A 15,128-nucleotide genomic window follows, 5' to 3' on the forward strand; every position below is an offset into this window, starting at 1 on the left:
AGAGGAGGCATCATTTTGACAAAGCAGCCGCTACTGGAGATCAAAGACCTGACCACGTCTTTTAAAATCGGCGACGAATACTATGCGGCGGTGGATCATGTTTCATTGACCGTGAATGAAAACGAAGTGGTTGCCATCGTGGGAGAGTCCGGATGCGGAAAAAGCGCATTGGCTCTTTCCGTCATGAGGCTGCATCAAGAAGTGCGGACAAAGGTGGAAGGGGAAATCCTGTTTAAAGGCAGGAACCTGCTCCCCCTGTCCCTTTCCGATATGAACAAAGTCCGCGGAAGCGAGATCGGCATGATCTTTCAAGACCCTTTGACGGCGCTGAACCCGCTGATGACGGCGGGGAAGCAGATCGAAGAAAATATGCGGAATCACATGAAACTTTCCAATAAGGAGTATAAAGAACGCGCCATCGAACTGCTGAAAAAGGTCGGCATTCGCAATCCGGAACGGGTATATGCCATGTACCCCCATGAATTGTCGGGAGGCATGAGGCAACGGGTCGTCATCGCCATCGCGATCGCCTGCAATCCCTCGCTTTTGATCGCCGACGAACCGACGACGGCTTTGGACGTGACGATCCAGGCGCAAATCATGGATCTTTTGCGGGATCTGCAGGGGCAGATGAAGACGGGGATCATCCTGATCACCCATGATTTGGGCGTCGTCGCGGAAATGGCGGACCGGGTCGCCGTCATGTACGCCGGCGAAATCGTGGAGATCGCCGATGTCCGCACGATTTTCAACAATCCGTTGCATCCCTATACCCGCTCCTTGCTAAACTCGATTCCTTCGACGACGGAAGTGAAGGATCGTCTCCACGTCATACAAGGGATCGTTCCTTCGCTGAGCAAATTGCCGCGAGCCGGCTGCCGTTTCCGGCACCGGATCCCGTGGATCGATGAATCGGTACACGAGGAAAACCCCGTGCTGCGCGAAGTGGAAAAAGGGCATTGGGTCCGATGCACCTGCTATCAGCATTTTCACTTTCCAGATACAGTATCGGAGGCACTGAAACATGACATTACTTAAGGTGAATCATCTGAAAGTGTACTATCCCGTCCGCGGAGGCTTTTTCCGCCGGGTGGTGGATTACGTAAAAGCGGTGGATGACATCAGCTTCGAGATTCGGGAAGGGGAAACCTACGGACTGGTCGGGGAGTCGGGCTGCGGAAAAACGACGACGGGAAGGACGATCATCGGCTTGCTGAAAGCCACATCGGGGGAGATCTTATTCAATGATGTGGATTTGACGAAATTGAAGAGGAGAGAATTTTTCCAATACAGAAGAGATATCCAGATGATCTTCCAGGATCCCTATTCTTCCTTGAACCCGAAAAAACGGATCTTGGATATCGTCGCGGAACCTTTCCGGAACTATGAAAAGTTTTCCCCGCAGGAGGAGAAACGTCGGGTTCAGGAATTGCTGGAAAGGGTGGGGATCAGCCCGGACTCCATCTATAAATACCCCCATGAATTTTCCGGCGGCCAAAGACAGCGGATCGGCATCGCCCGGGCACTGGCCCTGAAGCCGAAGCTGATCATCGCCGACGAACCGGTTTCGGCCCTGGACGTTTCGGTGCAGGCCCAAGTATTGAACTTTATGAAGGACATCCAGGAAGAATTTAAATTGTCCTATCTTTTTATCAGCCACGATTTGGGCATCATCCGCCACATGTGCGACCGGATCGGCATCATGTACCGCGGCCGCCTGGTGGAAGAAGGAACGGGGGAAGACATATATACGAATCCCCAGCATATATATACAAAAAGGCTCATTGCGGCCATACCCGACATCAAACCGGAAGAACGGGATAAGCATAAAGCCCTTCGGAAGGAAATTAACCAAGAATTTTCGGAGCATTTTGATAGATATTTGGATGCTGAGGGACGGATCTTCGATTTGAGGCCAGTTACGGAAACCCATAAAGTCGCGCTACCGTTGGAGTCGTAGGAGAGGAGTTGTCTGCAGATGCTGAAGTTTATTTTGCGGCGAATTTTAGTCATGATCCCTCAGTTGATTCTTCTCAGCATTTTGGTTTTTTTGCTGGCGAAAATGATGCCCGGTGACGCGTTGACGGGGAGGATCGCCGGCAATGCGAACATCGATCCGGAGACGGTCGCAAAATTGCGGGAAGAGCTCGGATTGAATGATCCCTGGCACGTCCAGTATTGGAATTGGATACAAAATTTGTCCCAGGGAGACTGGGGAATTTCGTACATCCACCAGGTCGAAGTGACGAAATTGTTGGGTAACCGGCTGTTAAACACGGTGAACTTGGGAATTTTTATCCTTGTGCTCACCTATATCATCGCCATTCCTTTGGGCATTGTCGCCGGACGCTGGACCAATTCGTGGGCGGACAAGGTGATCGTCGCCTATAACTATTTGAGCTACGCGACGCCATTATTCATTTTTGCCCTGTTCATGCTGTTCATTTTTGGCTATGTCTTGGGATGGTTTCCGACGGGAGGCAGCGTGGACGTCCGCCTGGAAAAGGGAACGCTGGATTACTATATTAACAAATTTTATCATTTGATCCTTCCGGCTTTCTCGGCGGCACTGCTTTCGACGACGACGACCATTCAATATTTGCGCAGCGAAATCATCGACACGAAGGTAAGGGATTTTGTGAAAACGGCAAGGGCGAAGGGAACGCCCGAAAGGAAGGTCTACACGAGGCATATTTTGCGGAATTCCTTTTTGCCCATCGCAGCTTTTTTGGGTTACGAAATTACCGGAGTCATCAGCGGATCGATTTTCATTGAATCGATTTTCAGCTACCCCGGAATAGGCCAATTGTTCGTCCAATCCATCGCGCAACGGGATTATCCGGTCGTCACGGCTCTCGTCATGCTCACCGGCTTTGCTACACTGATCGGGACATTGCTTTCGGACATCATCTTGAGCGCCGTCGACCCGAGGATCCGAATCGACTAGAAGAAAAGGCCTGTTGAAAGGGGGATAAACGATGAAGCCGGATATCGCCAATCCGGAAATGCCATTTGCTCAGGAAGAAAAATCGCCATCCAGCATGCGAATCATCTGGAGAGAGCTCCTTAAAGATAGAGTTGCCCTGTTTTCACTCGTCTTATTGACGATCCTTCTCATCATCGTTTACGGAGGTTCCTTGCTGATCGATGAAAAAGAAGTGACGAGAATCGATTTGTTTAACATGTATTCGCCGCCTTCGCCCGATAATTGGCTCGGCACCGATTACGGCGGCAGGGATATTTTCGGACAGCTGATCATCGGCGCGAGGAACTCCTTCACGATCGGTTTGTTGATCACCCTCCTTACGGGGCTGATCGGACTGACGATAGGATTGATCGCCGGCTATTTCGGCGGAGCGGTCGACAACGTGATCATGCGGATCATCGATTTTATTCTCATCCTTCCCACGTTGATGCTCATTATCGTATTCGTCACCTTGGTGCCGAAATTTACGATCACCAATTTCATCCTGATCATGAGCGCCTTTTTATGGACGGGGAAGGCGAGGCTGATCCGTTCGAAAACGCTGGCGGAAAAGGAAATGGAATACGTGAGTGCCTCCCGGACATTGGGCACTCCCCATTGGAAAATCATTCTCTTTCAAATTCTGCCGAATTTAAGTTCCATCATCATCGTCAACCTGACCTTGAATCTCGCCGGAAACATCGGCATTGAAACCGGCTTGAGCTATCTCGGATTCGGACTTCCGGAAGACAAACCGAGCTTGGGGACATTGATCGGTTACGCGCGAAATCCGGAAGTCATGCAAGGAAAATGGTGGGTTTGGTTGCCCGCATCATTGCTGATCCTGGTAATGATGCTGTGCATAAATTTCATCGGCCAGGCGCTGCGCCGTGCGGCCGATGCAAGGCAAAGATTAGGATAAAAAAGAAGGGGGATATTGGATGAAAAAACTTAAGCTGTTGAGCCTTTTCATCGCCTTTGCGCTGCTGCTTTCCGCTTGCAGCTCCTCATCCGGCGGCAGCAAGAAAAAGACAGCGGAAAAGGTCGACACCAGCCTGTTCCCGCAGACCGTCAAAAACGACAAGGAGATCATCGAAGACGGTACGTTGAATTACGGGCTGGTCACCGACACGCCCTTTGAAGGGACGTTGGACTACGCCTTCTATCAAGGGGCATACGACGCTGAAATCCTGCAATTTTTCAGCGAGCCGCTTTTCAGCTACAACGCCGACCATGAAATGACCAACGACGGTCCGGCGACTTTCGAGTTGTCCGATGACTGGAAAACGATCACCATCAAGATTTCCGACAAATTGAAATGGCATGACGGACAACCGGTAACCGCGGAAGATTACGAATATTCCTTCCTCGTCATCGGCCATCCGGATTACAAAGGTGTCCGCTATGACGCCCTCATGGAAAACATCGTCGGAATGGCGGAATATCATGCGGGCAAAGCGGATAAGATTTCCGGGATCGAGGTTCTCGATGAGCATACGGTGCGGATCCAATTTAAGAAAGCCAACCCGTCCCTCTTGACCGGATTGTGGCCTTACGCCATGCCGAAACATTATCTCGGGGACGTTCCGGTAAAGGATCTTGCCAAATCTGATAAGATCCGCACGAAACCGATCGGCTTCGGACCGTTCAAAGTGAAAAACATCGTTCCCGGCGAATCGGTGGAATTTGAACGGTTCGACGATTACTGGAAAGGCAAACCGAAGCTGAAAACCGTTATCGTAAAAGTGGTTGACCCGTCGGTCGTTCTTGAATCGCTGAAGAAGGGCGAAATCGACATCGCCTATGGATTCCCGACCACCATGTATCCGGACGCCAAAAAACTGAAGAACGTCCAATACCTGGGAAGAATCGAAGATGCGTACACCTACATCGGTTTTAAACTCGGGCATTGGGATGCCAAGAAAAATGAAGCGGTGATGGACAATCCGAAATTCCAAGATGTCCGTCTGCGCCAAGCCATGGCCTACGCCATCGACAACAAGACGGTTGCCGAAAGATTCTATCACGGCTTGCGCGAACCGGCCACGACTTTGATCCCGAAATTCTTCAAGACCTGGCACAACGACAAGGTGAAAGGGTACAACTACGATCCGGAAAAGGCGAAACAATTGCTGGATGAAGCGGGTTACAAAGACGTCGACGGTGACGGCTTCCGTGAAGATCCGAACGGCAAAAAATTCGTCATCAATTTCGCGTCGATGAGCGGCAGCGACGTCGCCGAACCGTTGGCCAAATTCTACATTCAAAACTGGAAAGATGTCGGTTTGAATGTGCAGCTGACGAACGGCCGTCTGATCGAATTCAACTCCTTCTATGACATGATTGAAAAAGACGACCCGAACGTCGATATTTACCAAGCGGCCTGGGGCACCGGTACGGACGTCGACCCGTGGGGCCTGTATTCGAAGAAAGCTCCGTTCAACTACAGCCGTTTTGTTGACGAAGAAAACGAACGGCTGCTGGAAGAAGGACATTCCGAAAAGGCCCTTGACAAAGAATACCGCAAGAAAATCTATGACCAATGGCAAGAATATATGGCGGAAAAAGTACCGGTCATTCCCACCCTTTACCGCTATGAACTCTGGCCGGTCAACAACCGGGTGAAGAATTTCACCATCGAATGGGGCAAGAACAGCTTCATGTGGTCTGATGTCGGCGTAACTTCCGACAAACCGGAAGTTGCCAAATAAAAAAGAAGGCGGCGAAAGCCGCCTTTTTCTTTTTAGGCCCTTTACGGTTTGTTGGGTTCTCATTCAATTACAGATGGGCCGCTCTGTCCCGGCACGAAAGCGAATGACGGGATGGGTATGGATTCAGGAACTTCGAGCGGGCAAGGGCCAGGATATTGCTTTCATACAAGTATAAAAGAATCGGGGACCATGTGGGGTAAGGACGTAGGCCCCCACCCCAACAATTGACAAAGGACCTTTTTCACTAGGCTGCGGTGCATTGCTTTTGCGGGTGGTTCGGCAGATTCCTGCTGTTATCGAAAAGTCTTTCCTCACCAAACCGAAATGCATGCCCACATTTCTTTGAAAAGTACACCATTTTTTGCGCAATGTTTCCGTTGCAATGCCTGTTTTTGATGCTTTCTTAAACAAAGGGGAGCCCGTTAATCCCTCTGAAATCTGCTTTTCCTCATCCGACAAGCCATCCCTTTCATCCCCGGTTTTCTTTCCTTCCTTTACGGTGATCCGATAGGAATACTATGCGAAACAAATCGTCTATAAAATTAAGAGCAATAGCGTCCCGGAGAAAATCACAAAATCGGCATCGTTACCTCACCCTGCTTCAAACCGCTTGACTTCTGCTCCCCTTTCATTTGTTTCCCTAATGGACAGCATCAATAACCGGCGTAGTTCGTCATGGCTGATGCCCGTCAAAAAAATCCTTTGAATCCATCGAAGGTCGCACAAGAACACAATTTCTTGGAAAACGCGTCTTTAGGGATAATAATTGATATAAAATGGAGACGAGAATGTTCTTTTTTCTTAAGCCTTTGTTGTCATGCCCCATGAACTTATGGATTTGTTTTTTCAATGATTTACAACCGGAATAGTCCTGGCGTATACATCCTGTCTCTTCTCACCGAAGGCTATCCGAAAAAACGGTTCTCTTTTGGTTTTGAAAATCGGGAATGACTTTGGAAGCCATTAAGGATCTTGAAATCCGGAAAAATGATAAACGCGAAGGGGAAGAAGTTTCGCTGACAACATGCCGGAAAATATCGACCGATGGGTGGGGGGCGATGCGGATGAATAAGAGGGAAATATGGAAAAAATTGAAAAAACAATTAAAAGCCAATCAGCATTTAATAGGTGTAGCTGCCGGTTCAGGATTAACTGGCCGGTATGCTGAAAAAGGCGGCGCCGATTTTATTTTGGCGCTAAGTTCCGGAAAATTCCGGCAAATGGGTGTCAGTTCTCTTGCTGGATATCTGCCCTTTTCTAACAGTAATGAAATCGTCATGGATTTCGGGCTAAAAGAATTATTGCCGATCATCAAAAATATTCCGATCATTTTCGGTTTGATGGCCACTGATCCAACGATTGACCTAAAAAGCTATATCGCTTTGATTAAAGAAAAGGGCTTTGCGGGGATCAATAATTATCCGACGATAGGGTTAATCGACGGAAAATATCGGGAAGCTCTGGAAGAAGCAGATATTTCATATGATAAGGAAGTGGAAGCCATTTCGATCGCCAATGGGTTGGATCTCTTTACGGTAGCTTTTGTCTTTAACAAAACGCAAGCCATACAAATGACAAAGGCCGGAGCCGATGTCATTTGTGTGCACTTTGGCTTGACCAAAGGCGGAATGTTGGGCGCCAAATATGTTCAAACCCTGCAATCCGCTAAAAATTTGGCGACCGAGATTTTTGAGGAATGTCAAAAAATTAATCCAAATATCATTAAGATGATTTATGGCGGTCCCGTCAGCAAACCTGTAGATGTCCAATTTATGTATAATGGGACGGATATACACGGATATATCGGCGGATCAGTTTTTGAACGGATTCCTTCTGAACAGGCCATTCTGCATGTTACCCAATCATTTAAACAAACCAATGATATCAAATATGAACAACTCATTCAAAGAATTATTGACGGATTTAACACTCAAAAAGAATATATCGATTTTGTCAAGAAATATATCAGTTTACATTACAATGAGGAAATTACCTTACATGAACTGGCCGGGATGTTGGGCTTGTCCAGACCCTATTTAAGCCTATTGTTCAAAACAGAAGTAGGGATTTCTTTTCGTGACTATTTGATCGATTATCGGATTAACCGTGCCATTGAAATTTTAAAGGAAAAGAAAGTCCCGTTAACGATTGTATCGGAAATGGTCGGTTATCCCGATTATGCCCAGTTCAGTAAAATATTTAAGAAACGAACGGGGATGTCCCCGAAAGAATATGTAAAAACAAACATAAATCCATAATCTTCAAACAAAAGAACATATATTTTCAATGATGGAAGCGGTATCATTTGGGTGAAAATAAATTTTCACCCATGGGAAAGGAGTGATACGGTGGACAAGACGATCGCTTTGGTCGGCACGTTCGATACAAAGGGTAAAGAGTTTTTGTTCGTTAAAGAATTGATCGAATCATTGGGTTTTCGCACGTTTACGATCCATACCGGTGTTTTTGAGCCGGTTTTTGAACCCGATGTTTCGAATCGTGCAGTCGTTGCAGCTGCGGGAGGGGATATTGAAGAAATCGTTGAACGTAAAGACAGAGCCTATGCGACAGCTACGCTTGCAAAAGGAATGGAAGTGTTATTGCCCGAGTTGTTTAAAGAAGGGAAATTTGATGGGGTTTTATCTTTCGGCGGTACGGGGGGCACTTCCATTGCAACAGCAGGCATGAGAAAGTTGCCGATTGGTGTTCCGAAAGTGATGGTTTCCACCGTTGCATCCGGAAATACGCTCCCTTATGTTGGAATGAGCGATATTGTCATGTTTCCGTCCATCGTAGATATCGCAGGCATCAACTCGTTTTCGATTAAAATTTTTTCAAATGCTGTTTTTGCCATTGCCGGCATGCTGCAATATGAGCAAAAAACGACAAAGGAACAAAAACCATTAATTGCGGCGACCATGTTCGGCCTTACGACGCCTTGCATCAATTATGCAAAAAAATACTTGGAGGATCATGGATATGAAGTTTTGATCTTCCACGCAACGGGTATTGGCGGGAAAACGATGGAAAGCCTTATCGAAAACGGGTTTATTGAAGGAGTATTGGATATTACAACGACCGAATGGGCAGACGAGTTGGTGGGAGGAATTTTGGCGGCCGGTCCACATCGATTGGAAGCCGCAGCATTAAACCGGGTTCCTCAAGTAGTATCCCTTGGGGCGATTGATATGGTCAATTTTGGACCGCGTGATACCGTCCCTGCAAAATTTGCCGGAAGGAAATTTTATCAGCATAATCCATCCGTCACCTTGATGCGGACGACCGTGGAAGAAAACAGGAAAATTGGCGAAAAGATTGCGGAAAAGTTAAATATGGCTTCCGGCAACACGGCATTATTGTTGCCGTTAAAAGGTCTTTCCGGTTTGGATGCGGAAGGGCAACCATTCTATGGACCGGAAGAGGACAAGATGCTATTCGACACAATTAAAGAAAATATTGACCAAAGCAAAGTGGAGATCATTGAAATTAATGCGCACATCAATGAAAAAGTATTCGGAGAAACTGCAGCTAAAAAACTTATCGAATTAATGGAAAGAAAGAAAGGAGAAAATGAACATGCCTTCTAGACAAGAAATTTTAAAACGATTTAGAGAAGAAATCGCCAAAGGAAGAATATTATTAGGGGTTGGAGCAGGTACAGGTATAACGGCAAAAAGCAGTGAAGCCGGCGGTGCGGATATGTTAATCGTTTATAATTCTGGCCGTTACAGAATGGCTGGACGCGGGTCATTGGCAGGTTTACTTCCATATGGTGATGCGAACCAAATTGTCGTTGAAATGGGCAATGAAGTGTTGACCGTTGTGAAAAATACGCCTGTGCTTGCAGGGGTTAACGGTACAGATCCCTTTCGAATCATGGATGTATTTTTAAAACAATTAAAGGACCAAGGTTTCAGCGGAGTACAAAATTTCCCGACGGTAGGATTGATTGATGGGGTGTTCCGGCAAAACTTGGAAGAAACAGGAATGGGTTATGACTTGGAAGTGGATATGATTCGGAAAGCCCATGAATTGGACATGCTCACAACTCCATATGTTTTTGATGAAGAACAAGCAATAAAAATGGCAAATGCAGGTGCTGATATTTTAGTCGCTCACATGGGCTTAACGACGAAAGGTACAATTGGAGCCAAAACGGCTTTATCCCTGGACGACTGTGTTGAAAGAATCCAAAGAATCGTTGATGCCGGACGATCCGTTAATCCTGACATTTTGGTAATTTGCCATGGAGGTCCTATCGCGGAACCTGAAGATGCCGAATACGTCATTAAAAGGGTGGACGGCCTGGTTGGATTCTTTGGAGCATCCAGCATCGAAAGATTTGCTGCTGAGAAAGGGATTAAAGCTCAAACGGAAGCATTTAAACAGATAAAAAGATAATCAAAAAATATGGTAATCAAAAAATATGGAAGAATCATTCCATCATCGGGTGTCCCAAGATAAGGGCACCTTTTTAATATTTTAGTAAGATTAGAGATGGGTTTGATTATTTTATTATTAGGAGGATGATTTTTTGCGGACGCTTGTTATCAGCGACATTCACGGTTGTCTGAATGAGTTCTTGGAACTCTTGGGCCTGGTAGATTATCAAGCCGGTAAAGACCGGTTGATTTTGCTCGGGGATTACGTGGATCGCGGCCCCAAAAGCAAAGAAGTTGTACAAAAAGTAATGGATTTGGCGAAAAACGATAATGTCGTCGTTTTAAGGGGAAATCACGACCAGCGATTTGTAACATTAGTGGAGAATCGTAATCCTGAGATGCAAAAAATTTTTATAAAATACGGCGGTCTAGAGACGCTGAAAAGCTATTGCCCCTTTCTTGAAGATAACGATTTGGTTGGGGCATTCGAATTCATCCGCAAAGCGTATAGCCATCATATTGATTTTCTGAAAAAAACAAAACTTTATTATGAAGATAATCATTATATTTATGTCCATGCCGGTTTGAATCCAAATTATGAAAATTGGAAAAATCAACCGGAGAGGGATTTTTATACGATTAGGGGAGAGTTTATCAACCATAAATCAAATACCGAGAAAAAAGTGGTTTTTGGGCATACAGTAACGGTATTCATCCATGGTTTTGCGGATATTTGGTTTTCCGAAGATAAAATAGGGATCGATGGGGGATGTGCTTATGGGTATCAATTAAATTGTCTGGAAATCGGGACCGACCATAAGCTTAAGCAGTATCATGTACCTTGCAGAAGTATTTCATGAGGGTATGACGGAAAGGTTTCGTTTGATAAGGGCAATAAGAATCCGATGCGATGTCTACAGAACTTTTGATTGTCAAACCGCTTTAGGGGATCTAAACCTATTTTGAATGTTTTCATGAATATGCCAATATGTTTGTGGGTTATGGGGGTGTTAAGTTTTGGCCAACGGAGAAATTTTTTCGAAAACCTGTTAGTGAAAAAATTCTAAACTTCTCACCATTTTTCCCGTGCTGAAGATTTTGATCGTTAACTTACCATGCCGCATTTTACATCATAAATTTGAAAATTGAACGGTTGAGGATGATCGGGATAGATCATCCTTTTGATCGTCGTATTCGTCCCCCGGCAAAAGAGCTCGGGTATCCGGTGGTGGACGCGTCATCTCATTCGCCAGGAGCAAATCCGCTGTCCCTTTTCCGGGGCGTCCTTTCCGCCGGAAAGTTGCTAGGATGGGAACAAGAAAGGGAAAAACCCGAGTGCATTGGTGCATGACTCGGGCTGGTTTTATTTGCAAAACCGAGGAAAAATTTCCCCATCCCCTGCCGGGCGGTCCGCTCCGAAGAAGAAAGATCACGGTTGAATGAGCGGTCCGCCTTTTTTGCGGATCTCCTCCGGGATGCCGGCGAATTTATTGAAGTTTTCCATGAATTTGCGGGCCAAATCGGCCGCTTTTTTCTCATAATCTTTTTCGTTTCCCCATTGTTTTTTCGGATTCAGGATTTCGCGAGGCACACCGGGGACGGATGCGGGGATGTGCAAGCCGAAGATCGGATCCTGCACCGTTTCGATCCCCTGCAGCCGATGTTCCAAGATCGCATGGACAATCGCCCGGGTATGGGGCAGACTGATCCGTTTTCCGACCCCGTATTCGCCGCCGATCCACCCCGTATTGACGAGGAAAACCTCCACCCGGTGCTTGTCGATCAGATTTCCCAACATTTCCGCATATTTGAGCGGCGAAAGCGGGAGGAAGGGGGCCCCGTAGCAGGCCGAGAAGGTGGCCTCTGGCGTGGTCACTCCCCGTTCCGTCCCGGCCAGCTTGCTCGTATACCCGCTCAAAAAATGGTACATGGCCTGCTCCCTGGTCAGTTTCGCCACGGGGGGCAAGACGCCGAAGGCGTCGGCCGTAAGGAAGATGATGCTGGACGGATGGCCGGCGACGCTCGGCTTTACGATATTCTTCACCGCTTCGATCGGATAGGCCGCCCGCGTATTTTCCGTGAGGCTGGCATCGTCGTAATCGGGGACCCGTGTCACCGGATCCACGACGACGTTTTCCAATACGGAACCGAAACCGATGGCGCGGAAAATCTGCGGTTCCTTTTCTTCGGACAAATGGATGCATTTCGCATAGCAGCCGCCTTCGATGTTGAAAATCCCTTCATCGGACCATCCGTGTTCGTCGTCTCCGATCAATTTGCGGCGCGGATCGGTGGACAGGGTCGTTTTTCCCGTCCCGGACAGCCCGAAAAACAGGGCCACATCCCCTTGATCCCCGACGTTGGCGGAGCAATGCATGGACAGGATCCCCTGTTCCGGGAGCAGATAGTTCATCACGGTAAAGATGGATTTTTTCATTTCCCCCGCATATTCGGTCCCGCCGATCAAAACGAGGCGGTGTTCAAAGGAAATGATGATGAACGTTTCCGAACGGAGGCCGTCTTCCAGGGGATCGGCCTTGAAATTCGGCGCAAACAAAAGGGTGAAGCGGGCTTCGTGATGTTTCAATTCATTTTCATCGGGGCGGATAAACAGCTGCCGCGCGAACAGGCTGTGCCAGGCGAATTCGGTATACACGTCGATCGGCAGCCGGTATTTCGGGTCGCTTCCCGCAAAGCCTTTAAACAAAAACAATTCCTTATCCTTCAAATAATGGACCATCTTTTTGTACAGATTTAAAAAGCGGGAAGGCGGCAGGGGCTGGTTGACGGTCCCCCAATCGATTTTATCCTTTACCGAGGGCTCCTCCACGATGTATTTGTCTTTCGGGGATCTTCCGGTATATTTCCCGGTCATGACCCTTACGGCCCCCGTCGACGTTAACATGCCTTCCTTCCTTTCCAAGATTTTTTCCACCAATCGGGGGGTGCTCAATTGGACATGAACATTCCCGAAATCTTTCAAGTCCTTCGTCAAATTTGGCCGGCTGACGGTATTCATACAAAACCTTCCTTTTTCATGATTTCGTTAAAAAAGTATAACACATATATGCTATTAGTATATAATATTTCCACGAAAAATGGAATAGGTTTTAACGATGATATTTAAAGACACGGGAATGGGAAAATCGTGTCAAGCGTCAGTGAAAATGTCATACTAACGCGTCAGTGAATTTGTCACATTGATTTATTTTTTTATTCCTTTCACCCTGTGTTTTGAATTTTGGCCTGGACCGCTCATTTCATCAAGGGTAAAGGCCCAAGGGCCTTCGCTTCGCTCACCCTTGATTCATTTGCGGTCCAGGCATGGAAGCCATCAAGGGGTGAAAGGAATTGGAGTCGGTTCTCTCAAACCGTTATAGCCAAATTCAGCCCGTTGTGGTATCCTTGGCTTGGGTAGGAATGGTTTTCGCCAAGGATGATTGGCAGCGGGCTTGTGAGGCGTTCTCACGATGCCCGCCTTTTCTTTTTGCGAAGATTCTTGGCGATCAGGCTTTTGCACTTCTTCCAGCAGGTATTTTTCCCCTTTGTACCAGATAAATCGATCCCCGTTTAGGGTTTCACGGACTTCAACCCGTGTTTTCACGGGAATGGTTTGTTTGGAGTTCTTCGTTACGATCTTGTACGTCTTTCCACCATACGATACGGTTTCGCCAGAACCGACCGTGCGTTTCTCCCGATAGCACAGGATATGATCCAAGGATTGTTCCTCAGCCAAGGGAACAAACGCGCTTTCCGGATCGGCAGGTTGAACCGCAAAGAGATGATTATGTTTACGGATAAGTTCCGGAAGAACCTGATTTGCTTCTTCGATGGTGTTGACATTGCGAAGACGCAATTCCACCACGCAGCGATCCTGTAAGGTTTCAAAGAGGCGTTCGATTCGTCCTTTGGCCTGTGGCGAAAGGGCCTTGATGTGGGTAATCCCCAATTCCTGTAAGACTTGGCCGAACTGGGAGAGCGGAGGGGCTTCACCGGCCAGCTCTTGTTCGATCGACAGGGTTGCTTCTTTTGGCGAACGGAAGATGGTATGCCGGTCGGAGTAAATACTCATCGGGATTCCCTTTTGTTCGATCATCTGTTTGAGGAGAAGCAAATACCCTTCCGTATCCTCCTGAGGACGAAACACGGCAGCCACGATCTCTCCCGTGGCATCGTCAATCGCTGCCAGTAAAGCAAATGGCTTGGCTCGGTCCTCCAACCAGGGATGAAAGCTGGCATCCACTTGAACGAGCATCCCCGCCTGAGGTTTTCTAGGCCTTGGACGATGGGCTTTGGGTGGACGACGCTTTCGCTTCGGCGGGAGGTTGGATTCACAGCGAATTCGGCGAACGGTAGAAGGGCTTATGTGAATACCCTCATGCTGTGCCAACAATTCAGCCAAATGATGATCATTACAGTTGCGATAACGCTCGCTTGTGAGAAGATTACGAATATATTCACGTACTTCATTTGAAAGTGCGTGTGCCGGTTTTCGCCCACGATTTTTATGGATGATTCCGGTTTCTCCCTCCTCCAGGATTCTTTTCTTCAGGCGAAAAACCTGGCGGGTGCTTAATCCTAGTTCATTCGCAGTTTCACGTACAGTCATGAGTCCATGAATATGTTTCAACATCACATTGTAACGCCACAATTCTTTTCTGGTCATCGTAATTTTCTCCTGTCCCATAGTGACATTTTCACTGAAGCGTTACAATATGACAATATCAAAGACGTTTAACAGGGAATGGGAAAATCGTTGACAGGCTAAAGCCGGTGTTGTATGATTGTAACTTGAACGGATACTCTTATTGCGAGTAGGCGGAGGGACTGCCCCGAGGAAGCCCGGCAACCTGCTTATTGACAAATAAGTAAGGTGCTCAACTGAGCAAGGGAATTCCTTGAACGATAAGAGTGAAAGGTAAAATCACACCCTTTCCTCAGCGGAAAGGGATTTTTTTATAACCTTCCATGGGATCCAGGCATAATTTACGGAACTAGGATCGATATTTTCGTGCAAAATATGAAATAAGGTATCCGTGACAGTCAGCAAAGGAACCGGAAGGAGGAATT

General features: G+C 47.2%; 11 protein-coding genes and 1 riboswitch. Of the genes, 9 read left to right on the plus strand and 2 right to left on the minus strand.

Annotated features, from left to right (window positions below):
* Window positions 1-15 precede the first annotated feature (15 nt).
* The 9 genes from A3EQ_RS0119785 (at window position 16) to A3EQ_RS0119825 (ending at window position 10,918) form a co-directional block, all read left to right on the plus strand.
* Complete coding sequence (locus A3EQ_RS0119785) at window positions 16-1,038, plus strand: ABC transporter ATP-binding protein (protein WP_020156880.1); 1,023 nt, start codon at window positions 16-18, stop codon at window positions 1,036-1,038.
* A complete protein-coding gene (locus A3EQ_RS0119790; protein WP_020156881.1) occupies window positions 1,025-1,960 on the plus strand; it encodes an ABC transporter ATP-binding protein in 936 nt (311 codons plus the stop codon). Before A3EQ_RS0119785 ends, A3EQ_RS0119790 begins: the two co-directional genes overlap by 14 nt.
* 18 nt (window positions 1,961-1,978) lie before the next feature.
* Window positions 1,979-2,947, plus strand: a complete 969-nt coding sequence (gene opp4B / locus A3EQ_RS0119795) for an oligopeptide ABC transporter permease (protein WP_020156882.1) — start codon at window positions 1,979-1,981, stop codon at window positions 2,945-2,947.
* Window positions 2,948-2,978: 31 nt separating this feature from the next.
* On the plus strand, window positions 2,979-3,887 hold the full coding sequence (locus A3EQ_RS0119800) for an ABC transporter permease (protein WP_020156883.1): 909 nt from the start codon (window positions 2,979-2,981) through the stop codon (window positions 3,885-3,887).
* Between the two features lie 19 nt (window positions 3,888-3,906).
* Window positions 3,907-5,676 (plus strand): oligopeptide ABC transporter substrate-binding protein, encoded by a 1,770-nt coding sequence (gene opp4A / locus A3EQ_RS0119805; RefSeq protein WP_020156884.1) that lies wholly within the window; start codon window positions 3,907-3,909, stop codon window positions 5,674-5,676.
* A gap of 947 nt (window positions 5,677-6,623) precedes the next feature.
* Window positions 6,624-7,934, plus strand: coding sequence for a phosphoenolpyruvate hydrolase family protein (locus A3EQ_RS0119810; RefSeq protein WP_020156885.1), 1,311 nt, complete (start codon window positions 6,624-6,626; stop codon window positions 7,932-7,934).
* 90 nt (window positions 7,935-8,024) lie between these two features.
* Window positions 8,025-9,263, plus strand: a complete 1,239-nt coding sequence (locus A3EQ_RS0119815) for a Tm-1-like ATP-binding domain-containing protein (protein ID WP_020156886.1) — start codon at window positions 8,025-8,027, stop codon at window positions 9,261-9,263.
* Complete coding sequence (locus A3EQ_RS0119820; RefSeq protein ID WP_020156887.1) at window positions 9,253-10,077, plus strand: phosphoenolpyruvate hydrolase family protein; 825 nt, start codon at window positions 9,253-9,255, stop codon at window positions 10,075-10,077. The genes A3EQ_RS0119815 and A3EQ_RS0119820 overlap by 11 nt, the downstream gene beginning before the upstream one ends.
* A 133-nt stretch (window positions 10,078-10,210) precedes the next feature.
* Window positions 10,211-10,918 carry a metallophosphoesterase family protein gene (locus A3EQ_RS0119825; RefSeq protein ID WP_020156888.1) on the plus strand — a complete coding sequence of 236 codons (708 nt, stop codon included), beginning with the start codon at window positions 10,211-10,213 and terminating at the stop codon, window positions 10,916-10,918.
* Window positions 10,919-11,487: 569 nt separating this feature from the next.
* Here the strand turns inward: A3EQ_RS0119825 and pckA are convergent.
* Complete coding sequence (gene pckA, locus A3EQ_RS0119830; protein WP_020156889.1) at window positions 11,488-13,077, minus strand: phosphoenolpyruvate carboxykinase (ATP); 1,590 nt, start codon at window positions 13,075-13,077, stop codon at window positions 11,488-11,490.
* Between the two features lie 315 nt (window positions 13,078-13,392).
* Window positions 13,393-14,724 carry an ISNCY family transposase gene (locus A3EQ_RS0119835; RefSeq protein WP_051091444.1) on the minus strand — a complete coding sequence of 444 codons (1,332 nt, stop codon included), beginning with the start codon at window positions 14,722-14,724 and terminating at the stop codon, window positions 13,393-13,395.
* Window positions 14,725-14,860: 136 nt separating this feature from the next.
* Window positions 14,861-14,970, plus strand: a riboswitch (SAM riboswitch).
* Window positions 14,971-15,128 lie beyond the last annotated feature (158 nt).

This window comes from Caldibacillus debilis DSM 16016 (genome assembly GCF_000383875.1).
GTDB classification, from domain to species: domain Bacteria; phylum Bacillota; class Bacilli; order Bacillales; family Caldibacillaceae; genus Caldibacillus; species Caldibacillus debilis.

What these genes read in the sequence shown, in the direction of transcription:
- A3EQ_RS0119790 (WP_020156881.1), top strand. Translation starts at nt 1,025, where the DNA reads ATGACATTACTTAAGGTGAATCATCTGAAAGTGTACTATCCCGTCCGC.
- A3EQ_RS0119820 (WP_020156887.1), top strand. Translation starts at nt 9,253, where the DNA reads ATGCCTTCTAGACAAGAAATTTTAAAACGATTTAGAGAAGAAATCGCC.
- opp4B (WP_020156882.1), top strand. Translation starts at nt 1,979, where the DNA reads ATGCTGAAGTTTATTTTGCGGCGAATTTTAGTCATGATCCCTCAGTTG.
- A3EQ_RS0119810 (WP_020156885.1), top strand. Translation starts at nt 6,624, where the DNA reads ATGACTTTGGAAGCCATTAAGGATCTTGAAATCCGGAAAAATGATAAA.
- A3EQ_RS0119800 (WP_020156883.1), top strand. Translation starts at nt 2,979, where the DNA reads ATGAAGCCGGATATCGCCAATCCGGAAATGCCATTTGCTCAGGAAGAA.
- opp4A (WP_020156884.1), top strand. Translation starts at nt 3,907, where the DNA reads ATGAAAAAACTTAAGCTGTTGAGCCTTTTCATCGCCTTTGCGCTGCTG.
- pckA (WP_020156889.1), bottom strand. Translation starts at nt 13,077, where the DNA reads ATGAATACCGTCAGCCGGCCAAATTTGACGAAGGACTTGAAAGATTTC.
- A3EQ_RS0119835 (WP_051091444.1), bottom strand. Translation starts at nt 14,724, where the DNA reads ATGACCAGAAAAGAATTGTGGCGTTACAATGTGATGTTGAAACATATT.